Annotated in this window: 18 protein-coding genes; 3 read left to right on the top strand and 15 right to left on the bottom strand. The window is 72.5% G+C overall.

Annotated features, from left to right (window positions below; genetic code table 11):
* Window positions 1-14: 14 nt before the first annotated feature.
* Window positions 15-500, top strand: coding sequence for a GNAT family N-acetyltransferase (locus H4W80_RS64640; RefSeq protein ID WP_192787434.1), 486 nt, complete (start codon window positions 15-17; stop codon window positions 498-500).
* Here H4W80_RS64640 and H4W80_RS25650 read toward each other — a convergent pair.
* The 12 genes from H4W80_RS25650 to H4W80_RS25595 form a co-directional block, all read right to left on the bottom strand.
* Window positions 490-723: a hypothetical protein gene (locus H4W80_RS25650; RefSeq protein ID WP_192787433.1), complete on the bottom strand. Its 234-nt coding sequence runs from the start codon at window positions 721-723 to the stop codon at window positions 490-492. The genes H4W80_RS64640 and H4W80_RS25650 overlap by 11 nt on opposite strands.
* A gap of 98 nt (window positions 724-821) precedes the next feature.
* Window positions 822-1,160: a hypothetical protein gene (locus H4W80_RS25645; RefSeq protein WP_192787432.1), complete on the bottom strand. Its 339-nt coding sequence runs from the start codon at window positions 1,158-1,160 to the stop codon at window positions 822-824.
* A gap of 84 nt (window positions 1,161-1,244) precedes the next feature.
* Window positions 1,245-1,802 (bottom strand): phospholipase, encoded by a 558-nt coding sequence (locus H4W80_RS25640; RefSeq protein ID WP_192787431.1) that lies wholly within the window; start codon window positions 1,800-1,802, stop codon window positions 1,245-1,247.
* Window positions 1,803-1,956: 154 nt separating this feature from the next.
* Window positions 1,957-4,296: a right-handed parallel beta-helix repeat-containing protein gene (locus tag H4W80_RS25635; RefSeq protein ID WP_192787430.1), complete on the bottom strand. Its 2,340-nt coding sequence runs from the start codon at window positions 4,294-4,296 to the stop codon at window positions 1,957-1,959.
* Window positions 4,297-4,380: 84 nt separating this feature from the next.
* Complete coding sequence (locus H4W80_RS25630; protein WP_192787429.1) at window positions 4,381-4,929, bottom strand: hypothetical protein; 549 nt, start codon at window positions 4,927-4,929, stop codon at window positions 4,381-4,383.
* Window positions 4,922-5,446 carry a hypothetical protein gene (locus tag H4W80_RS25625; RefSeq protein ID WP_192787428.1) on the bottom strand — a complete coding sequence of 175 codons (525 nt, stop codon included), beginning with the start codon at window positions 5,444-5,446 and terminating at the stop codon, window positions 4,922-4,924. The genes H4W80_RS25630 and H4W80_RS25625 overlap by 8 nt, the downstream gene beginning before the upstream one ends.
* Window positions 5,447-5,577: 131 nt before the next feature.
* On the bottom strand, window positions 5,578-15,993 hold the full coding sequence (locus tag H4W80_RS25620) for a WXG100-like domain-containing protein (RefSeq protein WP_192787427.1): 10,416 nt from the start codon (window positions 15,991-15,993) through the stop codon (window positions 5,578-5,580).
* 10 nt (window positions 15,994-16,003) lie between these two features.
* Window positions 16,004-16,348: a hypothetical protein gene (locus tag H4W80_RS25615; protein WP_192787426.1), complete on the bottom strand. Its 345-nt coding sequence runs from the start codon at window positions 16,346-16,348 to the stop codon at window positions 16,004-16,006.
* A complete protein-coding gene (locus H4W80_RS25610; protein ID WP_225963659.1) occupies window positions 16,345-16,716 on the bottom strand; it encodes a YbaB/EbfC family nucleoid-associated protein in 372 nt (123 codons plus the stop codon). The genes H4W80_RS25615 and H4W80_RS25610 overlap by 4 nt, the downstream gene beginning before the upstream one ends.
* A 138-nt stretch (window positions 16,717-16,854) precedes the next feature.
* Entirely contained in the window at window positions 16,855-17,259 is a 405-nt protein-coding gene (locus H4W80_RS25605) for a hypothetical protein (RefSeq protein ID WP_192787424.1), read from the bottom strand.
* Window positions 17,256-18,146, bottom strand: a complete 891-nt coding sequence (locus H4W80_RS25600; protein WP_192787423.1) for an SseB family protein — start codon at window positions 18,144-18,146, stop codon at window positions 17,256-17,258. The genes H4W80_RS25605 and H4W80_RS25600 overlap by 4 nt, the downstream gene beginning before the upstream one ends.
* Before the next feature lie 27 nt (window positions 18,147-18,173).
* Window positions 18,174-19,973 (bottom strand): glycoside hydrolase family 15 protein, encoded by a 1,800-nt coding sequence (locus H4W80_RS25595; protein WP_192787422.1) that lies wholly within the window; start codon window positions 19,971-19,973, stop codon window positions 18,174-18,176.
* A 122-nt stretch (window positions 19,974-20,095) separates the two neighbouring features.
* On the opposite strand from H4W80_RS25595, the gene H4W80_RS25590 reads away from it, so the two are divergent.
* Entirely contained in the window at window positions 20,096-23,017 is a 2,922-nt protein-coding gene (locus H4W80_RS25590) for an AfsR/SARP family transcriptional regulator (protein WP_192787421.1), read from the top strand.
* Between the two features lie 4 nt (window positions 23,018-23,021).
* Here H4W80_RS25590 and H4W80_RS25585 read toward each other — a convergent pair whose 3' ends face one another.
* The 3 genes from H4W80_RS25585 to H4W80_RS25575 all read right to left on the bottom strand — a co-directional run bounded on the left by H4W80_RS25585 (window position 23,022) and on the right by H4W80_RS25575 (window position 26,333).
* Window positions 23,022-23,981, bottom strand: a complete 960-nt coding sequence (locus H4W80_RS25585; RefSeq protein ID WP_192787420.1) for a hypothetical protein — start codon at window positions 23,979-23,981, stop codon at window positions 23,022-23,024.
* Window positions 23,978-25,360 carry a phenylacetate--CoA ligase family protein gene (locus H4W80_RS25580; protein WP_192787419.1) on the bottom strand — a complete coding sequence of 461 codons (1,383 nt, stop codon included), beginning with the start codon at window positions 25,358-25,360 and terminating at the stop codon, window positions 23,978-23,980. Before H4W80_RS25580 ends, H4W80_RS25585 begins: the two co-directional genes overlap by 4 nt.
* 232 nt (window positions 25,361-25,592) lie before the next feature.
* Entirely contained in the window at window positions 25,593-26,333 is a 741-nt protein-coding gene (locus H4W80_RS25575; RefSeq protein ID WP_192787418.1) for a hypothetical protein, read from the bottom strand.
* A gap of 87 nt (window positions 26,334-26,420) precedes the next feature.
* Here H4W80_RS25575 and H4W80_RS63770 point away from each other — a divergent pair, with 87 nt between their 5' ends.
* Window positions 26,421-26,795 (top strand): NAD(P)H-binding protein, encoded by a 375-nt coding sequence (locus H4W80_RS63770; protein ID WP_318787054.1) that lies wholly within the window; start codon window positions 26,421-26,423, stop codon window positions 26,793-26,795.
* Window positions 26,796-26,801: the final 6 nt, after the last annotated feature.

Raw genomic sequence — 26,801 nt, 5'->3', positions numbered from 1 at the left:
TTGTTCGACATCCCATGGGTCTACGAGGTCTCGCTGGACCCGGCGTTGCGGCAGTTCGTCGAGCTGCCTTCGTCCTACCGGCTCGAGAACGCGAGATTCTTCGTGGAGGAGTTGGCCATCGCCGGCTGGGAAAGCGCCCATCGCCTGGAGTTCCTCGCGGAAGACGCCGCCACCGGCGCCCGCCTGGGCCGGGCTGGGCTCGGCGTCGGCCGTCAAGGCATGGCCGAAATCGGTTTCTGGGTCGACCCGAAGCGCGCCGGCGAGGCGTCGCCACCACAACGGTGCGTGCCGTCTGCGCCTGGGCCTTCGAGACCCTCGATCTGGAGATCATCGAATGGCGATGCGAGGTCGGGAACCACGCGTCCCGGCGGGTCGTCGAGAAGGCCGGCTTCCTCGAGGAGGGAACGCTCCGCAAACGCCTGTTCCACCACGGTGAGAGAGTCGACGCCTGGGTCGGCTCCCTCCTCAAGGACGAAGCGCTCCGCCGTGTCAGTGCTTGATGGGCAGGTCCTTGCGGGCCTGGTCCAGGTCCTTGGCCCAGATCCACAGCGGGTCCGGCGGCGGGACCTCGTGGTAGCCGTACAGGCCGACCTCGGTCAGGGTGCGCAAGTCCACGCACACGCGCTGGTAGGCGTCCGCGGGGTCGTCCAGGTGCTGGGTGCCGAGCTTGATGCAGGGGCGGTGCTCGTAACCCAGCAGCAGATCCGGGCCGAAATGCGCCACGCGCCGCGCTTCTCCTGCCATGCCGTCGCGGCCTCGTCGAGCAGCAGGTTCAGGTCGAAGGCAGGCGGGTTGGACGGGTAGATGACGAAGGTGGCGGCTCAGCCGAGCGCCACCATGCCGAGGTTGAAGGTGCGCCGCTGGGGGTCGTCACGCGGCGGCAGCGGATCGGACGCGCCGCCTGAGAACCAGGGCGCGGTGTAGGCCGGCAGGCGTTCGTGGCCTTCGACGAGCTCGCCGGTGGCGACGACTGCCATCTTGCGTTGCGTCCCCTGAAGGCCCATCTCCTCGCGTAGATACTCCTCGAAGCAGCCCGGGGGAATGTCCAGGTCGGGGGATATCTGCTCGCGGCACGCGAAGGCGTCCTCCGCATACCACTTCTGCCTCAGCACGTGGCCGCCGTTCACCGTCCGGATGAAGGAGGTGGCATTTTGGGGCATTTCGAGGACGACGGAAAGGGGTGGAGCGTTACAAGGAGATGCGAAAAAGGCGGGGACGCCAAGGCATCCCCGCCTTTTTCGCTGTCAGGATCCGACGGTCTCCGCGGTCCCGGCGGTCTCCGCGTTCTGGGCGCTGAGCTGCGCCTCCTGCTGCACCGCCTGGATCTGCTCCTGGGTGACGTTGAGGTTCCCGAACTCCTTGACCGCCTGGTAGTACGTCCAGGCCAGGCCGTTGCAGGTGGACTTGGAGACGCCCGAGTACCTGGCGCACACCTGCTTCATGTCGTAGTAGAACGAGTCATCGATGCGCGACTTGTTCGCCGGGAACTGGCTCACGTCCTTGTAGTTGCGGTAACCGAAATCGTGCCTCCTGCACGGCATCCGGAAATCGAAGCCGAGCGGCTGGTCGGGGCTGCTCGAGCACAGGTCGGTCGACCAGTCGAAGGCGTAGTCGGCCCACGCCGCCTGGTTCTCCCAGGCCGCCCGCCAGGAGGAGGCGCTGGCGGCCGTGGGCTGCGAGAAACCGGAAAGCGCGGCGAGCTTCTGCTCCAAGGTCACCGCGTGGGCGGGCAGGGCGAACCCGAGTACGGTGATCACAGAGAGGGCGAAAGCGGCGAGTAGCGCGCGGGATCGTCTGACCATGAGGACCTGCTCCTGTTGCCGGGGGGTCGGATGCACGTCCTCACGATGACCCGAAACCACCCGGAACGGCAGAAGCAGATCTTGCTCAATTCCAAAAGAAGGGTTCGCCGAGTCTCGATCTTTACACGGCGCCGCTTTTCTGTCAGTCGTGAAGTCAGTGAGGCCCGATGCCCTCCAGGGAGAAGCGCGCGTTCCACTCCCGCACCCACCCGCGGCCGAAGCCCTCGGTCGAGTTCAGCGGCGTGGCGGCCGCGTCGAACTTCCCCGTCGCCGGGTCGAAGGCGAAGCCGGCGGCGGTGTCCTGCCTGACGTTGTAGGAGTCGAAGTCGGGGTTGAACGTCTTGTTGCTCAGGCCGCCGGCGTCGTCGGTGTAGGCGAAGCCGCCCGACGCGATGCTCACCGACCGGGTCAGCACGTTGTGGGAGGGCACGTACACGGAGTCCGGGTCGTGCCAGACGTACGCCTCCGTGCACTCCGTGGTGCCGACGGCGGTGCAGATCCGCCCGCTCGAGTCCGCCGGGACGTACCAGGACCGGATGTTCGGGTACTGGCGGCCGTAGTGCCGGTACCACTTCTCGACGTTCTCGCGCGTGTTGGTGAAGCCGGTGCCGTCGCCGGCCTTCAGCATGTCGTTGAAGCGCTCGACCACGACCTTGGAGTTGGGCACCGGCAGCCGCCCGCCGCTCTCGTGGTAGAGCTTGTCGTGCCCCACGTACGTCACGTCCTTGAAGACGTTGTCGGACGCGACGTTGCTGTGCCCCGACTGGTAGAACAGGCCGTGCTGGGCGCCGTCGAAGAAGTTGTGGTGGATCACCATCCCCGACATCCCGTCGTCCATGTAGACGGCCTGGTTGCCCTTCGGTCCGACGTTCCTGAAGAGGTTGTAGGCGATCACGTTGTTCAGGTACGTGTAGTCGCGGCCCGCGTAGATCACCCCCTGGTCCGAGGCGTGCGTCACGAGGTTCTCGAACCTGTTGTGACTCACCTCCATGTCGTTGCCCATGATCTGGATGGCCATGTGTGGCGCGTCGTGGACGTTGTTGTACCTGAAGGTGTTGCCGACGCCGTACAGGTAGCCGGCCGGGGTGTAGGTGGCGAGCTTGGAGAAGTCGTAGATCTCGTTGTGCTCCACGACGTGGTCGCCGCGCTCCAGCGAGTCGCGGTCGCCGCCGGCCGTGAACACCCCGCCGCCGCCCAGGTCGTGCAGCGTGCTGTTGACCACCCGGTTGCGGTGGCCGCCCCGGCTGGTGCGGTACTCGGCGATGGCCGTGATGGCGTCGTTGGCCTCGCCGATCGCGACCGCGTCCATGCTGACGTTGAGGATCTCCAGGCCGTCGATGGTGCACGACTCCGCGTCGAGCAGGTGTACGCCGGTGCCGGTCGTGCCGTTGAGCCGCAGGCCCTTGAGTGTCACGCCCTTGACGTTCTCCAGCGTGAAGAACGGGGCGTCGAAGGAGGTCAGGCTGATCCGCTTGCCCTCGACCGTGCCGCCGGGCGGGTAGTAGTAGAGGGTGTCGCCGCCGTTCCAGCGGTCGATGTAGTACTCGCCCTCGGCGTCCAGTTCGCTCAGCACGTTCTGGGCCACGAAGGACGTCCACTTGTCCGTGGCGGCGTACATCGTGGGGTAGCGGGTCCTGAGCTCGTCGCCGTTGACGGAGTCGATGCGTACGCGGTCGTTGGCATAGTTGTTGCCGAAATATCCGGACAGCCAGCCGTCGGTCTCGTACGCCGTGTTGTCGGCGGTCCCGCCGGGCGGGGCCCACGTGGCGGAGCGCTCCTTGAGCGCGGGGTCGAGGGCGGTGTAGGCGGGGCCGGGCAGCTTCAGCATGTCCTCGTAGGGCATGGTGGTGCCGTCCGCGGTCTTGTCCGAGAAGTAGTCGCGGGCGCCCTTCGGCGCCTCCTTGACGGTGAGGTCGGCGCGGTCCAGCTTCTCGCCGCCGTTCGGGTACTGCGCCAGGGTCTGCGCGACGTCGTCGGTGATCAACTCCGGCGCGTACGGCTGCGGCTTCCAGTTGAACCCGTTCTTGTTGAGCCGCCCGGCCGGGATGCCCTCGGCGGCCAGGTCGTAGACGTAGACGTTGCCGGACACCGAGTCCCGGACCCGCGACCTCGACGACCACTTGGCCTCGCCCGCCGGGAGGTCGCTCAACTTGCGGAACTTCTCCGGCGAGAGCGTGGTCACCCCGGCGAACTCGACCCGCTCGCCCGGATAGGCGGCATAGGTGACGTAGGAGTTGCGCTCCCCGCTGAGCTGGACGGTCCTGGACGTCCGGTAGACGCCGCCCCTGATGCGGACGACCCCGGGGGAGCGGGCGCTCGTCCGGCCCGCCAGCGCGTCGCGGGCCTGCTCGACGGTCGCGAACGGGTCCTGCTTGGTGCCGCGGGCCCCGTCCCTGCCGTCCGGTGACACGTACACGGTGAGCGGGGCGTCCGCCGCCGCCGGGGCCTGCGCCACGGCGGTCGCCGGTAAGGCCGCGACCAGGATGACCAACACACTTCTGATTCGGCTGCGTCGCACCATGATCGATAAAATATTACAGATGCGACCCGGAGATCAATCGTTTGACCGAACCGGCCCTCAGCTGTCGTGGAGACGGTGGAAGTCGTTCAGACTCTGGCGGTAGAAGGCGAGATCGCTCTCCAGCTTCTGCCTGGTGACTCGATGGGGCTCCGACTCCCGCAACGCCCTGCCCATCTCGCTCCAGAAGGCGTCAGGGGGCAGCTCGGCGGCGCCGCGGGGGAAGAACTTCAGCGCCTCGGCCACGGCGTCGGCGGCGAAGCGCCAGTCGGTCTCGACCTTGCCGAACGCCTCGGGGTCCGAGGGGCCGGCGGCGAAGAACAGCGCGCCCTCCAGCGCCCGGCTCGCGTAGGTGGCGGCGACGAGCACCCACTGGCCGGGGTCGATCAGCTCGGAGAGGCCGGAGCCGAAGATCAGCCCCTCCTGCCTCGCCACGACCTCGGCCTCCCGGGGGACCAGGACCTCCGTGCCGCCGAGCCGCACCACCCAGCCGTCCGCGTCCTGCTCGGCCACCGCCCGGCGCGACGCGCCCCGCTCCACGCCGCCGGCCGTCAGGTCGAAGTAGACGTACGCCTCCACGAGGGAACGGGCGAGAGCGCGCTCAGGCATGCCGGCCCGCCAGGTCCTGGTAGGTGTCCCTGACGATGAGCAGCCGGTCGAGCTGGAACCTGCCGGGGTCGGCCGCCCGCAGCTGCTGCCCGCGCTCGGACCAGAACCCGTCGTCGGGCACCGCGTCCGCGCCCGGCGGCACGAACTTGACGACCTCCTCGACGGCCGCGGTCGCGACCCGCAGCGTGCGCCGGGCCTCGGCCCGGTCGTCCACCGGCACGTTGCCCGCGCTCAGGTCGGCCACCCACAACCATTCGCCCGCGTCGAGCAGCTCGGACGGCTCCGCCCCGCCGAATGTCGGATAGCCGGTGGGCAGCACGGGACGCTCCGGCAGGCCGAACAGGTATTCCCGGGCCGTCCCGCACTCCCCGCACACGCCGGAGTAGCGGTTGACCAGCCCTTCCTCGACGCTCACCAGCCCGCTGTGCCAGGTCGTGTCCACCGACCCGCAGGCGCACGGGTGCAGGTCGAGGTAGAGATGCGCCTCGTCCCTCGTCCGCGCCACCGCGAATGCCATAGCCGTCCTCTCCTCGGAAGTCCCATCATGCCGGAACGCGCGATCCCACTCACACCGTCATGCTCGCGCCGCCGTGCTCGCGCCGCCATGCCCACACCGCCCGCTCACACCGCCATGCCCACACTGCCCGCTCACACCGCCATCGTGCGCGTCACGTCCGGTGCCTGCCCGGCGCGCAGGCCGCAGCCGCACGGCCCGCCGGCGGGGCAGCGGCACTTCTGCTCTTCCGGCGGGTACCAGCCGGTCGCGTTGGCGAGCGCGCGCAGGCGGTCCAGGTACGCGGGCCAGTCCCGGGGACGCGCCCCGTCCGCCAGCATGGTGAGCTCCGTGGCCAGCGGCTGCGGGACGAGCTGCCACACCTGGGGGCGGGTGGTGGCGAGCAGGTCGTGGAGCACGCCGAGCCGGGCCGGCCGCTGGCGGGCGGTGGCCGCGCGCGCCTGGCGCACGGCCTCGTACAGCCCGGCCAGGGCCGCGTGGTCGCCGGCGGCCGTCGCGCCCAGCGTACGGGCGACCGCTCCGGCGGCCGTCGCGGCGGCGGCCCGCTCGTTCGCGCCGATCGTCAGGCGGCCGTCCACCTGGACGGTCAGCAGGCCCGACCCCGGGCCCCCTGCCGGGCCCGACCGGACCTCGACGGGGATGGGCGAGTGGTCGGGGAGCACGATGTCCAGCAGGCCCGAGCCGTAGTCGTGGACCCGGGCGCCCATGAGCGCCGCTCCGCGCTCGACGGCTCTGGCCGCGGCCGTCTCCGGCAGCGTCGCGTGGCCGCGGATCGCCGTGACGTCGGCGGGGGAGAGCTCGCCCGCCCGCGCCAGCGCCAGCAACCGGGGCGCCGCCCCGTCCTGGCCGGGCGCCAGGCCGGCCCGCGCCACCTCGGCACGCAGCGCGTCGGCCGCGCCGCTCCACCCGCCGTCGGCGACCGCGCGGGCCAGCCCGCGCAGCCGCGCGAGCGCCGCGGCGTCGGCCACCCCGAGCACCTGCCCCGGCGCCGTGCCGAAGGTCAGGCCCGGCGCCACCGGTCCGGGCTTGAGCGCCTGCCCCGCCGGGCGGCCGTCCAGCGCGGCCGCGTGGGCGGCGATCTGCTCGGCCACCTCGACGACCCCTCGCCCGCCGCCGTCGGCGGGCACCCGGAGCGCCAGCCGCCCCGGCGCGCGCGAGTCGACGGTCACCTCCGTGGCGCCCGGCGCGGCGTCGGCCAGCGCCACGGTGAAGGTCCCGCTCCTCGTGGACACCGTGAACTCGCCCAGGGGTCCCGCCGGAGCCAGGTCGGCGACGCCGGCGATCTGCGCCAGCCTGCCGAGCCCGGCCGGCGAGGTGTCCAGCCCCACGGGGCCTCCCCCGTTGAGCAGCCGCGCGAGCCGGCTCATCGGCTGAGGGGCGGCCGGCGCCCGCGGGCCCGTACCCCACGGTGGCGCGGGCGGGGCGTGGCCGCGGCGTTCGAGGTCGGCCGCGATGGCGTCGATCGCCTCGGCCAGGAGCGAGCGCGTGGCCGGGTCGGAGGTCGCGTGCCACTTGCGCGACAGGTGGGCGTGCTCGTTCAGGCGGGGGAGCAGGCAGTAGTCGGTGCCCTCGGCCTGGTGTTCCGACAGGGAGGTCCTGATCACGCCCTGCGGGGCGCCCGACGAGGCGGCGAGCGTCTGCTGCAGGACGTGCGAGAGCTCGTGCACCAGGACCGACGACGCGACGTCCGGGTGCACGCGCGGCCAGAAGCGCATGACGTGCGGGTCGTCCGGCGTGCCCGCGCGCAGTTCGGTGGAGGCGTCGTTGCCGGCGCCCGGCTCTCCGATCAGCACGCGGACGTGCTGGTCGGGAGCGGAGGGGACCTGGACGGTCACCATGTCGCCGTGCCAGGTGACCCGCGCGGCGGCGCCGCCCAGGTCGCCGAGGGTGACGTTCTGGCGGCGCAGCTCGTCCACGGTCAGGTCGGGGACCCCGTCGGGGCGGCCCGACCGGCTGAAGGGCGTGCCCTCGATCGCGGGAGAGGGCATGCCGGCGGGCGTCACCCCCTGGGCGACGCTCCCGCCCGCCGTCGGGCTCACCGCTTGCCGCTCGGCGGGCCACACCGACTTGTCGACGTCGGCGGGCACGACGCCCCGCGCCATCAGCTCGGCCCTGACCTGATGGGCGAACGTGCCGGGCTCGTGGGAGTTCATGAAGACGTCGCGCAGGTCGACGCCCGCCTGGTCGGCGGCGTCCAGGAGCCTGGGCGGAAGGGTGGCGAACGCCTCGGCGAACCCGCCGTCGGGCATCTCACTGGTGACCGAGCCGTCGGGGGCGGCCAGGTACCAGCGGATCCCGTCCGCCTCCCGGACCGCGACCCGGGCCACCATGCCGCTCTCGCGGGCGGCCAGCCGCGCGTCCTGAAGGATCTGGATCAACCCGGAGCGGCCCTCGGCCGGAGCGAACAAGAACGTCGCCCAGCCGGGATCGACCGCGGGCGCGAGCCGCACGTTCGACTCCACCCGGGAGCGCAGCTCCGCGATCTCCTCCTCGAAGAGCGTCACGTCGATCTCGCCGCTGGTTGCCCCCGTCATGTGGACGGGGTCGCCCACCGGGTGCACGTTGCCGTCCCGCAGCCGCGCCACGTGCTCGAACGTGAGGTCGTAGTCCACCCTGAGCCGGACGACGTAGGCCTTGCCCTGCTCGAACTTGCTGCGCTCGCGGCGCGCCCCGTGATGGTCGGAAACGCTCTCGGACGCCTGCTCGCCGGCCCGCACCCCGCCGTCGAGGCCGGAGTCGCCGTCGCTCATGCTGCCGCTCGTGCCGACGGGCAGCGCGCGGCCGCGGGACACCGTCGCGTTCTGGGCGTCGGCCGCCCTGTCGACCTCGCCCTTCTCCGCGTCGAAGGGCCCGGCGACGATGGTGAAGTCCGACAGGCGGGCCCGGATCGTGACCTGCGCGCCCTGGTCCTTGAACTTCTGCCTGGCCAGCGGGACGACGAGGCCGGCGGGCCCCGCCATCCGCTCGAACCCGGTCAGCAGGGCGTCGTGCGACAGCCGCTTGACCAGCTCGGAGCGGCGTTCCGCGACCGTGGCGGCACCCAGCATCTTCGCGAACCGCGAGGTGATGATGTCGAAGAGGAGCGGCTTGCCGGCGTGCTCGCGCAGCCTGTCGGGGAAGTAGCCGGGACGCAGCTCGACCAGCCGGGGGTCGAGCACGGGGATGACCGGCCCCGGGTCCTCGGCGACGGGCCGGATCATGCCGGTCGGGATGCGCCGTACGAGTGTGGCGCGGTATTTGACCGGGGGCGCGATGCGGAGAATGCGCCGGAGCGCGTCCGCGGCGCGACGGGCCGCGGAGCGGACCCTGCCCTTGCGCACCGGCCTGCGGGTGACCTCGATGACCAGCGTCATCGACTGCTCGACCCGGTTCATGCCGTTGAACACGGCCATCCGCTGCAGCCGCGTTCCCTGCCGGTTGGTGGAACCCGAGTACGAGCGGCCCCGGTCCGTCCCCACGCCGACGCCGTGGCCGTCGCCGTTGTCCACGCTGCCCTGGTTCACGCCCGCCGAGTAGGAGCCGTTGTACGACTCGGAGTGCGACAGGTCGGTGTAGCGGTAGCGCTGCCTGATGGCGCCGGCCTGCGAGGTGTGCGTGAGGAATCGGCCCCGGCGGGAGTCCCCCGGGTCGTCGTACACCAGCCGGGCGGTGACCGTCACCTCCTCGGCCTGCGAGGCCTGCGCGCCGACCTGGACGTGGTAGCTCTTCTCGTAGCCCTGTACCGACCACATGTCGTTGACGTGGATCAGCGCGGCGTCGCTGGAGAAGTCGACGCTCAGCTCGTCGAGGAGGGTCGGGCTCCCGTCCACGGCCTCGGGGTGGGCGGCGCGCACGGCGTTCAGCACCGCGTCCATCATGTCGACGGGATTGCCCTGCTCGTCGGTCAGATCGAGCGACTCCACCGTGCCCAGGCCCACCGTCCCGTCGTACGACGGCGCCAGCACGACGTCCCTGGAGCGGTCGAGCAGGTCCGTCGCCTCGCTCAGCGCCTGGTCGAGCTGCTGCTGCCCGTTCCCCTGCTGGGCCGTGGTGGCCGCCGGGCCGAGGCCGGTCAGCTCCTGGATCTTCTCCAGCAGGGCCTGCGGGGTGTGCCGCGCGGCGTACCCCACGTCCTCGCCGGCGGCCCGCGCCTTGGCGACGTCCATGATGTACCGCTGGACCAGGGGTACGGCGAGGCTCTGGTCGAGCTTCATGCTGCCGTTGAGGAAGCGCTCGACGGCGTCGCCCACCAGGGGGCCGGGCAGCGGGAGCTCGCCCTCGGAGTACATCACCAGGGCGTCGTCCTCGGAGAGCATGAACAGCCCGGTGCCCTGCGCCGTGGCCGTGTCGTTCTCGCCGGTCGGGACCCGGCCGGCCAGCGGCACCGCGTGCGCCATGCTCTCCGAGCCGGTCACCGTGAGGTCCGCGGTGGCCCGGAGGAGGATCTGGCGGCCGAAGTCGATCGAGAGCCCCTCGTCGCCCCAGATGTCGAGGACCGAGGTGGAGACGGAGGTGCCTCCCGACCGGGAGGGCAGCGAGAGCGTGCCGCTGTCGCTCGACGTGCCGCCGCCGTCGAGGTCGGAGACGGTCGTCGAGGCGCCGACGGAGTGACCGGACGACCCGCCCCAGGACACGCCGGCGCTGCCGAGCCCGAAGAGGATCTCTCCCTTCACGTGGTCGACGACGCCCAGGACCTCCATCTCGCCGACCTCACCCGTCACCGTCATGGACGACCGGGTGGGCGTCCCCTGGGGGCGGATGGCCAGGCCGGTGGTGAGCAGCCGCATCAGCATCCTGGGGTGCGAGACGAGGTTGCGCACGCCCAGGACCGCCATGAACATCTGGTACGCCACCGAGTCCCGGCGCATGCTCCCCGGCTGCACCTTCTGGGCGGCGCCCTGCACGCTGCCGTGCGCGTCCCAGTGGACGAGCTTCGCCCTGGACAGCACCTTCTTCGACACCTTGCCGATGGACGCGGGCGGCGAGCCGTCCTTGGCGGGGAGGAGGTCCGCCGCGAACAGCAGCCTGGCCGAGCCCCTGCCGGACGCCAGGGGGGTCGTCTCCCCGTTGTGCACGAGATCGACCTTCAGGTCGTGGCTCACGGAGAAGATCGCGACCGGGCCGGTGCTCTCGTGCAGGCTCACCACGTTGACCGTGCTGCCGACGCTCGAGCCCGCCGTACGGGTGCGGCTGCCGCCGGCGCTGACGCCCACCTCGTGCGACAGCCCGTCGTGCCCCTGGTCGGGGCCGTCGCTCTCGGCGACGGAGGCGCCGCCGCCGTACGTCCGGGACTGGCTGACGGCCCGGGCCGAGGTATCGGAGCCGATGTCGAGGTTGACCACCGTCTCCGAGTCCGTGTAGCCGATGTAGCGGTAGTCGTTGAAGTCCTGCTTCAGCGAGATGTGCAGCATGTGGTGCTCGGGGGCGCCGTTCAGGCCGTGCGTCACCAGGTCGACGGTGATGCCCTCCTGGGCCAGGGTGTCGTAGCCGGACCTGATCCGGTGCTCGGACAGCTGCTCGGTGACCTCCTGAAGGTTGAGGATCTGGGCGGCGCGGGCGAGCGTGTTGGACGCGTACTGCCGGACGTCGCCCTCGGCCTTCGGGATGATGCCGCGCTCGGCGAGCTCGTCCATCACCTTCTGCCTGACCTCGGCCAGCCCGTCGATCTCCTGGACGAGGCCGGGGCCGGCGCCCCGCATCTGGCCCGGGCCGTCGCCGAGCCACGAGGGCAGCTCGGGCTTGCGGCCGGGGGGCGGGCCGGGGCGCGGGTCGCCCCGCAGCACCTGGTTGCCGTCCGCGTCGAGCAGCGGCCGGCCGTCGTGGTAGACCAGCGCATCGTGATCGACGGGCAGGCCGAAGCGGTAGGCGGCCGACTCCCGCATGCTGACCACCGCCGTGCTGCGCATCGGCCGGAGCCTGACGGGCGGCTTGCCGAACTCCTCCACGACGAACGTGGTCTCCAGCGCGAGCCGGTAGCTCTGCTTGGGGCTGGTCTTCCGGTGCACGCTCGGGTGGATCGCCTGCTGGTTGGCGGTGGCCGAGTACGACCGTGACGCCGACCTGGAGCCCCTGACCCGCGGCCCGATGCTGGGCTCGTAGCTGCCGAACCCGTCGATCTCCTGCAGCGCGGGATGGGTCAACCCGGCCGAGGCGCTCGCTTCCAGCGACCCGCCGGACGACGCCCCGCCCGGCGTCGCGGCGAAGTCGACGAGCACCTCCTCCTCCCACTCCTCGGCGGTCGCCCCGCCGAGCGGCTCGCTCGCCACCAGCACGACCCGGGTCTCGGCGCGTACCCTCGCGTGCGGCTTGCCGTTCCTGGTGAAGACGCGCTCCAGATCGCCGTTGACCGCGTCGCGCAGCCGGTGGGGCAGCTCCTCGGTCACGAAGGTCCGCAGCTGGTCGTGGGGGACGGCGCCGACCTGGTCGTACAGCCCGCCCAGCGCCGCGGCGACCGTGTCCAGCGCGCCTTCCAGGCCGGTCATGCTGGTGATGACGTGGTTGGGGAGCTTGTCGTCGCGCTTGGCGTCGTCGATCCAGGCCAGCTTCCGCGGCGCCTGGTCGGTGAAGGAGTGCGAGACCCACAGCCGCTGCCCGGCGGCGTCGCCGGGAGCGCCGGAGTCCACGACGGTGGCGTCCTGCCAGCCGTCCGACTTCCGCGTGCGGATCTCGACGGTCCACGTCGCGGCGGCGTCGAACAGCAGCGACTCGCTCCTGTTGTCGGCGACGGAGCCGCCCTGCGCGTACATCCCCGCGCCGCCCGTCGCCGACCAGTTGCGCCCGGCCACGACCCCGACGCCGACCCCCAGCATCTCGGCCAGCGTCCTGCCCCATTCGCCCTCGGGCAGGAGCTGCGCCAGGACGGCCGTGTTGAAGCCGAGGGGCAGCCCGCCGCTGCCGGACTCGGTGGCGGTGACCGTACGGCCGGCCTGGAAGAACAGGCCCACCATCGTCTCCGACGCCTTGACACTCGCGTCGAGCACCTCGACGAGGTCGGCGAGGGAGAGCCTGACCCGCACCTCCGCCGCCCTGCTGCCGCGGCCCACCCGCAGCACGACGCCGTCGGGGGAGACGAGCTTGTGGAAGTCGGCGCGCAGGGCGCGCTCCAGCTCGTCCGGGCTGAACCGGTAGCCGATCTCGTGGCGTTCCAGGACGTTGTTGACGGCGGTGGTGAGAGCGGTGTGATGCGCGAGCGGGCCCGTCGGCATGGCCGCGGACAGGCTGTCCTGGGGCGGCAGCGCCGCCGACAGCGCGTCCAGATAACCCCGGTGGCGGCGCGCGGCCTCGTTCGCCAGCGATCGGGCGATGGAGGCCATGCCGACCTCGCCGGGCCGGGTGGGCGCTCCTGTCCGGCGCATCGCCGACAGCAGCTGCTCGTAGGCCTTTCTCGTCTGCGTCGCCCGCGCCAGGGCGGGGCCGTACGCCTTCGCGATCCTGGTGTGCCGCGCCTGCGTGGCGCGGTGCGCGCGGTTCTCCTGCCGGGCCTTGCGCGCCCGCTCGAAGCGGCCCTGGTCGTGCTGCTTCAGCGCCTTGCGCGCCTCCCGCGTGGCCTGGCGGGCCTTCCTGCGCGCCGCTTCGGCGCTGTCCGTCTTCGACTGGATCTGGATCTTGAGCGCCTGCTCGGCCTGGACCAGCGCGTCGATGACGGCCTGCACGTCCTTGGCGGAGGGGTTGGGGCCGAGTAAGGGAGGCGCGAGGGACGGCCGGTTGCCCTGGGTGGGCGCCCACGGCGGCAGGGGCGGGGTCTGGCCGTGTTCGCGCAACTGGCGGGCCACACCGTCGATGTCGACGGCGATGAGCCGCTTCTCCGGGAGCGTCTGGGCCTGGTGCCATTTGTCGGCCAGGAACGCCAGCTCGTTGAGCCAGGCGGGCACGCACGCGTTCTGCGTCTCGCCGCTCTTGCGCGGCAGGATGCTCCGCCGCCCGCCCTCGCCGGCCTCCTGCAGCTTCTGCAGGGTGTCGGTGATCTCGTGCAGCCAGACCCTGGGCAGCTGGTCGGTGGCGACGCGCGGGTTGAAGTGGACCAGATGGGCGTCGTCCTCGCTCTTGCCGGTCCTGACCTGGGTCTCGCCCATCAGACGCGGGGACAGGCCGCCGATGACGGGCCGGAAGTAGTGGGTGCCGTCCGTCGCCGTGTGGACCGCCAGCGTCCGGCCGTCCTGCGACCAGCTGAAGCCCGTCACGCCCTGGTCGAGGAAGTGGCCCGCGAGCAGCTCGGCGACCGCGTCGTACAGCTCGTCGAAGGTCAGGTCGGGGCCCTGGCGGCCGTCGGGGACGTACCTGGTGCCGGGGACCGGCCGCGACGTGACCGTCCCCGGCTTGCTCGTGTACGCCGGCGCGGCGTCGGGGGCCGGGGCCGTCGCGGGGGCGGCCGGCTCCCCGGCCTGGACGCCCTCCTCCGCCTGGACGACGGTCAGCATGGCGGCGGCCTCGGCCTGCAGCTCCGAGAGGTCCGAGACCTCCTCGGCCCGCATGTCCAGCGCGGAGCGGATGCGGCCCATGGTGGCCGCGGAGATCACGCGTACGCCGCCGGGGGTGGAGATGAGGAGGTCGCCCGCCGGGCCGACCACCGCGTCGGGGAAGTTCGTGGCGAGCGCGCCGATCAGCGCCGTACGGGCTCGGGCGGCGGCGGGCATGGGCTGACCGGCCGGAACCGACCCGTCGAGGGTGGTGACCGGCTGCCCGGAGCCGTCGTCGGCGAGCTGCGTGGAGCCGGCCGCGGCCTGGGCGTCGGGCACCGCTTGGGTGTCGGGCACCGCTTGGGTGTCGGGCGCTGCCTGGGCGTCGGGTTGGGCGGGGTTGTTGTCCGGTTGGGCCGGGGTGGCGTCGGGCGCGGTGGTGCCGTCCGTCGCCTGGCCCGTGGACGAGGGGTGCCCGGCCCTTCCCGAGGCGTCGTCCGGTCGCGGGCCCGCGTCGCCGGCGGGCTGCTGCGCGGCGTCGTCCTGGCCGGGCGTCGCCGCGCTCGGGTCCGCCTGGCTGGGCGTCGCCGCACTTGGGTCCGCCTGGTCGGGTGCCGTCGCACTTGGGTCCGCCTGGTCGGGTGCCGTCGCACTTGGGTCCGCCTGGTCGGGTGCCGTCGCACCCGGGTCCGCTTGGTCCGGTGTCGCCGCGCTCGGGTCTGCCTGGTCGGGGTTTTCGCCCCTGGAGGTCCGCCGCTGCGAGGTCGCGTCCGGGTCCGGCGCGGCGGGGGTGCGCCGGCCGTCGGCGTCCCGGCCGCCGTCGGCCCTCGGGGTCGCCGGAGCGTCGGGTCTCGGGGCCGCCGGGGCGGTCGCCGGCCCGCCGGACCGTACGGTGGTGGGCGCCGCGGGGTCGGGCTGGCGCACGGCTCCGGGCGTGCCGGGCTGGGGGCCGCCGTTCGCGGGGCCGCCGCCCGCCGTGTTCCCCTCCGCCGTGCCCCCGGGCGGGCCGCCCGCCGCGTGGCCCGCGTCGGCGCGCGCGGCGAGGTCGTAGGCGGAGGCGAGAGAGGTGACCGGGTGGGCCAGCGCGGTGTAGACCTCGGGGTTGAACGGGCTGATCGTCCCCGTGCGCCCGGCGCCGCCCATGAAGCCGCCCAGGAGGGAATCGGCCGTGAACGGGTTCTGCCACTGGTCGTAGACCACGCCGTTGGCGATGAAGCTGCCGGCCGGGGAGGCGATCGTGTTGGTCATGCCCGTGGTCAGGGCGCGGCCCGCGAATCCCGGCACGTGGCTGGTGATCTGGGACACCGGCCCGGCCAGTGCCGTGCCGAAGAGCGCGCCGCCGCCCGCGCCGATGATCGAGGCGGCCGACTTGTTCACGTCCCAGTCCTGCACGGTGCCCAGCTGGAGCTGCTGGTACTGGGCGGCCGCGTCGATGAAGAACTCCTCGCCGATCTCCTCGATCAGCTCCCGGCCGATCGGTGAGGCCAGCAGCCTGGCGATGAGGCCGCGCCCGGTGGCGCCGCTGAGCGCGGTCACCCTGGCCAGCTGCGTCACGCCCAGTTCCCGGCCGCCCAGGGTCATGAGCCTGACGAGGATCCGCGTGATGGCCGCGCGGGCCCCCGCCGCGTACGGCCCGATGATCGCGGTGGAGGAGCCGGCGGTGAAGAAGGCGACGAACAGAGCGATCGCGATGGCGACGACCGTCACCCAGAAGGCCACGTTGATGGAGAGCTTGGAGTACTGCGTCTCGACGGCGAAGTTGCCGGCCTGCTGCGAATAGGCCCGCGCGTTCCCGGACACCCCGGCCAGCCCGCCCTCGTGGCCGTACAGGAAGGTGGCCCTGGTGACGAAGTTCGCGGTCGCGGGCGAGATCCACCCGTCCAGGAGGACGCGCGTGGCCGAGCCCGCGGCGGGGGCGGAGCTGACGGACCCCTCGGCCAGCTTGTCGTACGCCTCGGCCAGCTTCGACAGCCCGCTCTCGCTGGCGCCCGGCCATTTCTGCCCAGCCGAAAGCAGCGGGATCAGCCAGTGGACGACCCAGTCGGGCAGCGCCTCGGTCTCCCACGCGGGGAGGACGTCGCTGTCGATGCGGACCGGCGGCCTCGGGGCGGCCAGGCCGCCGCCGTTCCGGCTGCCGGAGCCGTGGACGCCGGTGTCACCGGCGTTGACCGTCACGTTCTGGGCCTCAGATCTCCCGCACCCGCCCGGCCGCCATGTCGCGCCTGATGTCGAGGTCCATCTTCAGGGTGTTGTCGACGGCCGTACGCACCCCGCCTCCCGCGGCGGCGATCTCCTTGGCCAGCTGGGTGCACTGGGTGAGCATCTGGTTGGGGCCGTCGTTGCGGAAATGGGCGGCCCTGAACGACTCCCCCTCGGCGCCGGGACCCCACGGGGCGGCGTCGAGCGCCTCCTGGACCTGGGCGACCAGCCTCGCCGACTCGCGTTCGAGGTCCTCGGCCATCGCCGACCACTCCGAGAGCCCACGGTCCACGTTGGGCTTGAAGATCTGCGTGCCGTCCCAGAGTCTCATCGTTCACCCTCCATCCGCTCGGCGAGTTGCGTCAGGGCGGTTTCGACGTCGCCGTCAAGGTGCGCCTCGAGCTCCGCCCGGGGGATCACCGGCTCGAGGATCTCCGTGACGCGCTCGCGGGCGCCGGCCGCCGCCCGCTGAGCCGTCTCGACGATCGTGTCGGCCAGCTGCCGGGCCTCGGGCCGCCGGTAGATGCGCGGGTCCAGGTCGAGCCGAACGAGCTCGCCGCGCGGGCCGACCGTGACCGACACCAGGCCGTCGCGCGACTTCTCGGTGAACTGGACCGCTCTGGCCTGGGCATGCAGCTCCATGCCGGCGTCCTGGATCTGCCGGAACATGTCGCGCAGCTCGTCGGCGTATGCCCTCATCGCCGCCGAATCTGGCTGGTCGAGCGACTCCATGACACCCCCTGAAGCCAGGCCTCCCGTCTACGGGAAATCCTCTTACGAAACTTCCACGTTTCTAGTTAGTTTCCGTCACATGAACACCATGAGACAAGAGTGTGTTCAAAAGTGTTGTTTCCCGACATTTAGTGGTTCGGCGTGTTCGTGGAGATCTGTCACCTCGCCCCGGGGCACCCAGAGGCGGTACACCCCCCGCTCGACGCGCTCCAGCCCGAGCTCCACCGCCGCGGGCGCGGATCCGCCCAGGTATTCGAGCAGCAGCCGCCCGTCACGCTCGTCGTGCACGTGGAAGCGCTCGCCCCGCCAGGTGCACACCGTCGTCACGAAGTGCAGGGCCGTGCACTCGTACGCGGGCACCGGGCGTACGTGGCAACCGGGCTCGACCTCCTCGAACCCGTCCGCCGGCTCGGGGCTGCGCAGCCGGATCCACAGCTCCAGGGAGTGCGGCTCGGGGCTGGCCACGTAGTCCGCCCCCTGCCAGCGGGCCCGGTAGAAGTGCCGGCTCATCCCGTCCGCCTCCCGACCAGCAGCCACCGCCCCAGGTCGCCGTGGTAGATCGCGCGCCGGTGCTCCGTCCCTCCCGAGGTGAGCTCCCAGATCTCCGCGCCGTGCGGCAGGCCCACGCCGTACACCTTGTACTCGCGGATGACCTGGTCGACGTTCGGCACCAGGCCCATCCCCACGAACGGCGGCTCCTCGATCACCCAGCCCGCCACCGCGGCCCTGCCCTCCTCGTCGGTCCCGCCGTAGGGGGTGCGGTAGCCGGCCAGGCCGACGGGGCGCCAGCGCAGGATGTTCAAGGAGCCGTTCTCGGTCAGCAGGTCCGGCTGCCCCAGCGCGTCGGCGAGCACGACGGGCGTCGCGATGTGCGAGACGTCCAGGGCGTGATGGCAGTAGCCGGAGACGCGCGGCTCGCCCCCGGTCAGCAGGTCGTGGAGGGCGGCGGGGGACAGCAGCTTCTGGACCGCCGGCACCCCCGAGCCGGGGTCGAGCGCGAGGTCCTGGGCCAGCGTGGGCACCGCCAGCCTGGCCACCGTCCCCGGCTCCAGCAGGAAGGCGGCCGTCAGCCCCGGGTTGATCGCCAGCCCCCACCGGAGGTCCGGCCAGCCGGCCGCCAGCTCGACCAGTGACAGGACGCGGCAGTGCGTGGCGACGCCCCCGGTGGCCAGCCGCATCGCCTCCACGGAGGTGTAGGCGAGCAGCCACGTCCGCTCGCCGTCGGCGGCGGTCGCCCACGCGGGAGTCTCGGTCCCGGCCGCCGCGGCGGCGGTGATCGGCAGCGCCAGGTCCGCGTCGCGGAGCAGGCTCAGGCACAGCGCGCCCTGCCCGTCCCGGTGCGCCGCCCACAACCGCTCCTCGAACGGCGTGGCCGGTTCGTGATCACTCGACGTCATCCGCCCAGTTTGCCGGAGCGGAACGCGTCAACCCAGGGCGTGATCGAGGTTGAAGGCCGCGCTGATCAGCGCCAGATGGGTGAACGCCTGGGGGAAGTTGCCGAGCTGCTCCCCGGAGCGCCCGATCTCCTCGGCGTACAGGCCCAGGTGGTTGGCGTAGCTCAGGATGTTGTCGAAGACCCTGCGAGCCTCCTCCACCCGGCCCGCCCTGGCCAGCGCCTCGACGTACCAGAACGTGCAGATCGAGAACGTGCCCTCCGAGCCCTGCAGCCCGTCGGGGCTGACCTCGGGGTCGTAGCGGTAGACCAGCGAGTCGGAGACCAGCCCTTCGGCGAGCGCGTCGAGCGTGGACAGCCATTTCGGGTCCATCGGCGAGACGAACTTGGCCAGGGGCATCATCAGCACCGCCGCGTCCAGCACGTCCTCGCCGAAGTGCTGGACGAAGGCGTTCAGCGTGGCCGAATAGCCCTTGCGCATGATCTGGCGGTAGATGCCGTCGCGGGCCTCGCGCCAGCGCGGTATGTCGGCCGGGAGCCCGCGGCGGATGGCCATGCGCATGGCCCGCTCGATGGCCACCCAGCACATGAGCCTGGAGTAGACGAAGTTCTTGCGCCCGCCGCGGGTCTCCCAGATGCCTTCGTCCGGCTGGTCCCAGTTGTCGGAGACCCAGTCGACCAGCGTGCACAGCTCGTCCCAGCGGTCGCTGGAGATGGGCTGGCCCCACTTGTCGTACAGGTAGACGGAGTCGATGAGGGCGCCGTAGATGTCCATCTGGAGCTGGCCGGCGGCGGCGTTGCCCACGCGTACCGGGGCTGATCCGCGGTAGCCCTCCAGGTGGTGGAGCTCGCGCTCCGGGAACTCGATGCGGCCGTCGATGCCGTACATGATCTGCAGCGGGCCCGACGGGTCGCCGCGGCCGAGCGTGACGTTCTTCGACAGGAAGTTCATGAACGCCTCGGCCTCTTCGGTGAAGCCCAGCCTGAGCAGCGCGTACACGCAGAAGGCCGCGTCGCGCACCCACACGTAGCGGTAGTCCCAGTTGCGCGGGCCGCCGATCTGCTCCGGCAGGCTCGTGGTGGGGGCCGCGACGATGCCGCCGGTCGGCGCGTACGTGAGCAGCTTCAGCGTCAGCGCCGAGCGGTGCACCATCTCCCGCCACCTGCCGCGGTAACGGGAGCCGGCCAGCCACGACCGCCAGAACCGCACCGTGCCGGCCAGCTCCTGCTCGGCCTCGGCGAGCGCGCACGACTTCGGGCCGAGCCCCAAGTCCGTCCGGTCGAGCGCGAAGACGGCCTGCTCGCCCTCGGAGAGCGTGAACCGCGCCCGCACGTCACGCCCGTCGCTCTCCAGCGGCACGGTCGAGGTCAGCGTCAGGGACAGCCCGGACGAGTCGAACGTGGCCCGGCCGTCGTGCATGCGTACGGTGTGCTCCTGCGCGGCGTAGTCGAAGCGGGGCGCGACCACCACGCGGAACGGCAGCGAGCCGCGTACGCAGATCAGCCGCCTGATCAGCCGGTGCCGGTCGGCCTCGTGCGTCTCCCCCTCGACGACCGGCATGAAGTCCTGGACCTCGGCCATGCCCTCGTCCGCGAAGAACCGCGTGACCAGCACGTTCGTGTCGGGAATGTAGAACTGCCTGGTCCGGATGTCGAGGTCGGCGGCCAGTTCGAAACAGCCGCCCCGCTCGGCGTCCAGGATCGACCCGAACACGCTCGGCGCGTCGAAGCGCGGGCAGCAGTACCAGTCGATCGTGCCGTCCGTGCCGACCAGGGCGACCGTTCGCAGGTCGCCGATCAGCCCATGTTCGCCGATCGGCAGATATCCCATGACATCAAACTAGACCCGTCAAGGTCGGCAGTTGCCAAAACATCCGGCAAGGGATGTACTGCGTCGTGGGTCCGGACGGCCTCGGGGAGACTGCCACGATGGATTTCTCGATTCTGGGATCCTTGCGCGTACAAGGCGCGGACGGGCCCGTTCGGCTGAGCGCCAAGCAGCGCGCGGTGCTGAGCGTCCTGCTGCTCCACCCCAACGTCGTGATCTCGACCGAGCGCTTGGTCGCCGCCGTCTGGGACGACCCGCCGCGCTCGGCCGTGGCCAACCTCCAGACCTACGTCTCCCAGCTGCGCCGCGTCGTCAGCGGCACCGCGCTGCGCCTGCGCACGGAGCCCTCCGGGTACGCGTGCGAGCTGTCACCCGACCGGCTCGACCTGCTCGCGTTCGAGGACGTCGTACGCCGGGCGCGGCGCGCGCGGCAGGCGGGCGAGCACCAGGCCGCGGAGCAGGCCTACAAGACGGCGGTGTCCCTGTGGCGGGGCAGGCCGGCCGAGGACAGCCGGCTCGGCAGCGCGATGGAGCCCAGGATCGCCGAGCTGGAGGAGCAGCTCCTCCTGGCCAGGTCCGAGTGGATCGACGTCCGGCTGGAGCTCGGCGGCGAAGACCTGGTGGTCGAGCTGCGCACGCTGGTCGCCGGCCACCCGCTGCGCGAGCGGCTGTGGGCACAGCTCATGCTGGCCCTGCACAGGAGCGGGCGGCGCAGCGAGGCGCTCGACGCCTTCCGCCAGGCCCGCGCGGTGCTCAGCAGCGAGCTGGGCATCGAGCCGGGCCGCGAGCTGGCCGACCTGCACGCCGCCCTGCTGGCCGGCGACCCCGCGCCGAGCGCCACGGTCTCCCAGCGCGTGCCGCTGTGCCAGCTGCCCGCCGACACCTCCGACTTCGTGGGCCGCAAGGCCGAGCTGGACGTGCTGCTCCCCGCCGCGCGGGCCCGGCCGGAGCGGATGTCGCCGCCCATCGTGGTCGTGTCGGGGCTGCCCGGAGTGGGGAAGACCACGCTCACCGTGCACGCGGCGCACCTGTTACGCGCCGACTACCCCGACGGGCAGGTCTTCCTGCGGCTGGGCCGGGACGCGGCCGGCCCGCGGCGGCCGGAGGACCTGCTCGGCGAGCTGCTGCGCTCGCTGGGCGTGGACGGCACGCTGGTCCCGGGGCCGCTGGAGGAGCGGGCGAGCCTGCTCAGGCAGCGCCTGGCCGACATGGGCGTGCTCATCGTGCTCGACGACGCCCAGGACGAGACGCAGGTGCGCCACCTGCTGCCCGGCACCGCGCGCAGCTGCGTGCTGGTGACGTCCAGGTCGCGGCTGCCCGCCCTGGAGGGGGCCACCCGGCTGCAGCTCGACCTGCCCGGCGAGCACGACGCCCGGCTGCTGCTTGAGCGGGTGGCGGGCGGGGCGCGCTTCCGCGCCGCGCCGGAGGCCGCGCGGGCGATCCTGAAGGCCTGCGGGCTGCTGCCGCTGGCGATCAGGGTCGCGGGCGCGCGGCTGGCGATCCGCCCGGCCTGGCCGGTCGGCGTGTTCGCCAGCAGGCTGGAGGACCGGCGGCTCGACGAGCTGATCGTGGGCGGGCTGGACGTGCGGAGCACGTTCGGGGAGAGCTACGCGGCCCTGCCGGAGCCGGCGCGGCGGGCGTTCAGGCTGCTCGGGCTGGCCGACCTGGGGAGCATCGCCGAGTGGTCGGCGGCGGCCCTGCTCGGCTCGTCCGGGCTGGAGACGGACGCGGCGCTGGAGACGCTGGTCGCCAGGGGGATGCTCGACTCGGGCGAGGTCGACGGGGCGGGGCAGCCGCGTTACCGCCTGCACGACCTGTTACGCGTGTACGCCGAAGAGCGGGCCCGGGTCGAGGACGACCCGCAGGAGCAGCGGGCGGCGCTGACTCGGCACGTGCGGGAGTGCCTGCGCCGGCTCAGGGCGGCCACCAGCGACCTGCCCATCCCGACGGCGCCGCCCTTCCCGCAGGCGGAGGGGATGGACGGCGTGGGGATCGCGTGGCTGGCCGCGGAGCGCAGGACGCTCGTCCACAGCGTGTCGGCGGCCGTCGAGCTGGGGATGGCGGAGGAGGCGGCCGAGCTGGCGCACCACCTGTCGGCGTACCTGAACCTGGAGGGGTTCTTCGACGACGTGGAGCGGCTGCAGCGGATCGTGATCGCGGCGGCGCCGAGCGAGCGGATCGCGCTGCGGGCCGAGCTGCTGCTGGCCGGGGTGCCGCTGTCGCGCGGGGCTTACGGGCCGTCGGGAGAGCACTTCGGCCGGATATATCAGGACTGCTTGCGGATCGGGGACTCGCACGGGGCCGCGTACGCGCTGATCAACCGGGCGGCCTGCCTCCACGGGGCCGGGCTGTTCGAGGAGGGGCTGGAGGAGGCGCACCGGGCCATCGCCCTGCTGGAGGAGCTGGGCGACGAGGGCGGGCTCGACTACGCCTGGACGTGGCCCGTCTACATGCACATGGAGCTGGGCCGGTACGGCGAGGCGGTGCGGCTCTGCCAGGAGCGGCTGGCCAGGACGGGGGAGGACCGGCGGGCCCGCGGCGACCTGCTGCGGGCCCTGGGCATCGCCCGCTACCGGCACGGCGAGGTGGCCGAGGCCGTGTGGTGCTACCAGGAGAGCCTGGTGATCAGCGAGCTGATCGGGGACCGCGTCGCGGCCAGCAGGGGGCTGCGCAGGCTCGGTGAGGCGCTGGGGGCGCTCGGGCGCTTCGACGAGGCCGTGGAGGCGCTCGACCGGGCCAGGTCGCTCTTCCGCGAGTGCGGGGACGGGCTGGGGGAGGCGCTGGCCACGTACGCGCTGGGCGAGGTGCGGCTGCGGCAGGGGCGCGCCGCGGAGGCGCTCGGCCTGCTGGTCACCGCCCGCGACGGGCTCGGCCCCGGCGGGCCGCCGACCTGGCGGGCCCGCGTGCTCAGGGAGCTCGGCCGCGCGTACGCCGAGCTGGGGGAGCACCCGTGCGCGGCGGCGGTGTGGCGCCAGTCGGCCGAGCTGTTCGAGAGCGGGCCGGAACGGGCCCAGGTCGAGGACTTCCTGAGCGCGGACCAGGACTGACCTGTCATTCGGCGGGGCGGTGCCGCACCACGGGGACGGTCTCGAGGCCCGACTGCCGGGCCGCCCGCCGGGCGCTTCCCGGCGTGGGGCCCTCGCCCACGATCTCGCCGTCCGCCAGCGCCACCCACACGCCCGCGGGGATCGCCTCGCCCAGCGCCCGCTCCACCACCGGCCGCGACGGCGCCGGGACGGGGCGGGTGCGCCAGAAGAGCCACTGCGCGACGATGAGCGGGCCGAGCGGGGTCAGCAGCGGGATCGCGCCGCTCCCGGCCAGGAAGGCCGTGGCCGCGACGGCCAGCAGCGCGGCGTCGATCCCGGCGGCCAGCCAGCCGGCGCGCCTGCCGTACCTCTTGTACGCCACCAGCGGCCACAACGTGAGCATGAGGCAGTCGCCCAGCCCGACGAGCGAGGCGTCGGCGCCGTAGCGGGTGGCCAGCACCGGCGCGAACGGCAGCCCGTCCAGCCGCGCCACGAAGTCGAGCGTGAGCGAGCTGAGCCCGGTGGCGAGCGTGTCGTAGCAGGTCAGCGCGGCGGCCAGGGCGGCCACCTGGGCCGGGGTGACGGCCGTCTGGACCCAGAGGTTGACCACCCCCACGACGAGCAGGATCACCGCCACGTCGTTCAGCACGAGGACGGCGGGCTCCCAGCCGGCGAAGTACGCGGCCACGTCGCCGCCGACCAGCACCGCCGCCGCGATCGCCGCCGTCCGCCCGCCGAGCACCGGCGCCAGCGTGAGCTGCGTGAGCGTGAACACCACGACGCCGAAGACCGTCACGACGACGCCGACGGGGATGTGCAGGTACGCGAACGGCATCGCCACCAGCGCCACGATCATGACGGCGATGTCGGACCCGACGAACTTGCCGACCGGCGGGCGCGGGATCTCGTACCGGGACAGGAACAGGGCCGCCAGCGCGACGGTCAGCGCGATGAGCGTGTGCAGGCCCAGGACGTGCGCGGTCATCGGACTCCGATCGGGAGGTGCGCGGCGTGCTCGAAGCTCTGCTCGATCAGGTCCGCCCGGACGTGGCAGGGGCGCGGCAGGTCGTCGGGGCTCTCGACCAGCACGATGCCCTCGAGCTTCGTCGCGGCGGCCCGCTCCTCCAGCCGGCCGAGCAGCGCCGGGTCGTCCTTGCCCGACACGACGTGCAGGATCCCGTCCTCGACCGCGAACCTGGTCGGCAGCGGCAGCGCGTGCTCGGCCTGCAGCAGGTCCAGCACGTCACGGGTGGTCACGTCGCCGTCCACCGCGCGTCCCAGGATGCGGGAGGTCGCCGGGATCGCCGCCAGCGCGCACGTGGGCGGCTCGGGCAGGGTTCTGACCAGGTCGCCGGTGACGTAGCGCAGCAGCAGCGTGGTGTCGCGGAAGGTGGAGAAGGGGGTGATGACCAGGACGCCGAGCGCGTCCGGCCCGGCGGGCTCCATGGTGACCGGGTCGAGCACCTCGATCAGACCCTGGTCGGCGGGGAGATGCAGGTGACCGTCGTCGCAGACCCGCCCGGTGACGGGCGCGACCTCGGTCATGGAGTAGCCGTCGTAGACCCTGGCCCCCAGGGCCTCCTCCGCCCGCAGGCGCAGCGCGTCGGTGAGCACCTCGCCGCCGGACGTCACCTCGACGAGCCCGAAGTCGCGCGGGCTCCAGCCGCCGCGCTCGGCCTCCTGCACCAGCGCGGCCAGATAGGAGGCGGTCACGTTCAGGTGCGTGATGAGGGGCTGCTTGCCGGGGACGTGCATCGGGGTGGCCAGCCGGTCGAGGGTGGCGCGCGGGTCGATCATGCCGAGGTGTACGAAGCCCGCGCCCGTCATCGGCACCGCCCGCTCGGCCACGATCTGGGCGATGGAACGGGAGCTGATGGCATTGGCCCACAGGTGCTCGGAGCGCAGGCCGCCGTTCAGCATCGCGGCGAGCGCCGCCATCGACGACATCAGCTCGATCTCGTACGCGGAGAACCACACGAGCGTGGGGCTGCCGGTCGTGCCGGTCGTGTGCGCGAGCACGGCGGGACGGGCCAGCTCGGAGACGAACGCGGCGGACATGCCGCGCAGCGCCTGCTTGGGGGTGGGCGCGATGCCGGCCAGGTCGTCCGACTCCAGGCCGCGGTAGTACGGGACCTCCGCGCGGGCGTGCCGGATCGTCCGGCGCAGGCGCCGCTTCGTGAGGTCCTCCTGAATCTCCGGGTCGGCGGCGGCGAGCATGTCGTCGGAGCCCTCGCCGGGCGACCCGAACGCCTCCATGGTCGCCCGCGTGTCCTCCACCAGCGCCCGCACGTCCTTGATCCGGAACCTGCGGCCGGACATCATCGTCCACGCGTAGCCCAGTTGCCGCACCGCTGTGCCGAACACGCCTCGCCCTCCTGTCGCGATGGTGCAGTGTGTCCCCCAGGCCCGGAGCGCCCGGGGGACACCTGGGTGTCAGCCGTTGAGGACGAAAACCGCGGTCGACAGCGTGCTGATGGCGTACTTGGCGTACCGGCGAACGGTCTTGACCATGGGACTCTCCCTCGTTGTTCGGGACCGGGGGCCTTGTCCTTGCGCCCCTCTGCCGTAAACGATCAGCCCAGGTCCTACAGGGCCGCTACAAGCCCGCTACAAGCCTGCGTCGCCGCAGGACCAGGCCGGTTACGGAGGCGAGGACGAGCAGCGACCCCACTCCCACCAGCACCCGCCCATCGGGCCCCGCCTCACCACCGCCACCCGTGTCGGCCGCGCCCGCCGGGGTCCTGGTCTTCGTCTCCGTCTCGCCGGGGCTGGGGCTGTCACTGGGGCTCTCGCTGGCGCTGTCACTGGGGCTCGTGGTGTCGCCGGTTCCCGGGATGGTGAGGGGGTGCTTCGTCAGGGCGTCCTTGTCCTTGACCTCGCACTCGATCGCGCGGTCGCTGGAGCTGGTGCCGAAGTTGATGGAGGCCGCGTGCACGGTGCCGGTGCCCGGGTTCTTGGATCTCGTCTTCAGGTTGACCGTCGTCGCGGGGAGTGGGACGGGTGCCCCGGGGATGATCGGCCCGATCGCGGCGACGCCGGTGGCCGACGTCAGCTTGTCGATGCCGCTGATGCCCGCGTACGCGTACAGGTTGAGGTCGTCCCCCAGGCCCGTGGTGGGTGCGCGTAACTCGGAGCCCTCCACGTACGAGCCCTGCCAGCCGATGGCCATCTCCTCGCCCACCTGCGCGTCCGTGGGCACCGTCAGCTCGACCTCGACCTTCACGTCCTGCGTCTGGCCCGTGGCGCGGACCTTGCACGCGTACTCCACGACGTCGGGCTGGGCGGGGGCGGACGAGAGCAACAGGGTGGCGGCTGGGACGAGCAGCAGAACACGCACGGCGACTCCTTGCGACGGATGGGGACCATGAGGAGACGGGGCACGGGGACGCCTGGTTGACAGCTCCGGACGCAATAGGGTGACGGCATGGGCCTCATCGTCACCACCGGTGCCACCGGCCGCCTCGGCGGGCGGGTGGCCGCGCTGCTCGCCGCCGCCGGGGCCGAGCAGCGGCTCGTCTCACGGCAGGCCGGCCGCGTCGCCCCGCTCGCGGGCGCGAGGGCGGTCAGCGCCGAGTACGGCGACGCCGGCGCGGTGCGGCGGGCCCTCGAAGGGGCCTCGACCGTGCTGTTCGTGTCCGCGTCGGAGAGCGCCGACCGCCTCGACCGGCATCGCACTTTCGTGGACGCCGCGCGCGACGCCGGGGTCGACCACCTGGTGTACATCTCGTTCTACGGTGCCGCCCCGGACGCTACGTTCACACTGGCGCGCGACCATTGGGCCACCGAGCAGCACATCTGAGACAGC

The sequence above is a fragment of the Nonomuraea angiospora genome (genome assembly GCF_014873145.1).
GTDB classification, from domain to species: domain Bacteria; phylum Actinomycetota; class Actinomycetes; order Streptosporangiales; family Streptosporangiaceae; genus Nonomuraea; species Nonomuraea angiospora.
Note: the sequence above shows the minus strand (reverse complement) of the source record. Positions and strands in the feature narration are given on the sequence as shown.

Bases quoted from the DNA above. Each gene is read 5' to 3' on its own strand.
- H4W80_RS64640 (WP_192787434.1), top strand. From the start codon at position 15: ATGGGTCTACGAGGTCTCGCTGGACCCGGCGTTGCGGCAGTTCGTCGA.
- H4W80_RS25645 (WP_192787432.1), bottom strand. From the start codon at position 1,160: ATGCCCCAAAATGCCACCTCCTTCATCCGGACGGTGAACGGCGGCCAC.
- H4W80_RS25640 (WP_192787431.1), bottom strand. From the start codon at position 1,802: ATGGTCAGACGATCCCGCGCGCTACTCGCCGCTTTCGCCCTCTCTGTG.
- H4W80_RS25630 (WP_192787429.1), bottom strand. From the start codon at position 4,929: ATGCCTGAGCGCGCTCTCGCCCGTTCCCTCGTGGAGGCGTACGTCTAC.
- H4W80_RS25625 (WP_192787428.1), bottom strand. From the start codon at position 5,446: ATGGCATTCGCGGTGGCGCGGACGAGGGACGAGGCGCATCTCTACCTC.
- H4W80_RS25615 (WP_192787426.1), bottom strand. From the start codon at position 16,348: ATGAGACTCTGGGACGGCACGCAGATCTTCAAGCCCAACGTGGACCGT.
- H4W80_RS25610 (WP_225963659.1), bottom strand. From the start codon at position 16,716: ATGAGGGCATACGCCGACGAGCTGCGCGACATGTTCCGGCAGATCCAG.
- H4W80_RS25605 (WP_192787424.1), bottom strand. From the start codon at position 17,259: ATGAGCCGGCACTTCTACCGGGCCCGCTGGCAGGGGGCGGACTACGTG.
- H4W80_RS25600 (WP_192787423.1), bottom strand. From the start codon at position 18,146: ATGACGTCGAGTGATCACGAACCGGCCACGCCGTTCGAGGAGCGGTTG.
- H4W80_RS25595 (WP_192787422.1), bottom strand. From the start codon at position 19,973: ATGGGATATCTGCCGATCGGCGAACATGGGCTGATCGGCGACCTGCGA.
- H4W80_RS25585 (WP_192787420.1), bottom strand. From the start codon at position 23,981: ATGACCGCGCACGTCCTGGGCCTGCACACGCTCATCGCGCTGACCGTC.
- H4W80_RS63770 (WP_318787054.1), top strand. From the start codon at position 26,421: ATGGGCCTCATCGTCACCACCGGTGCCACCGGCCGCCTCGGCGGGCGG.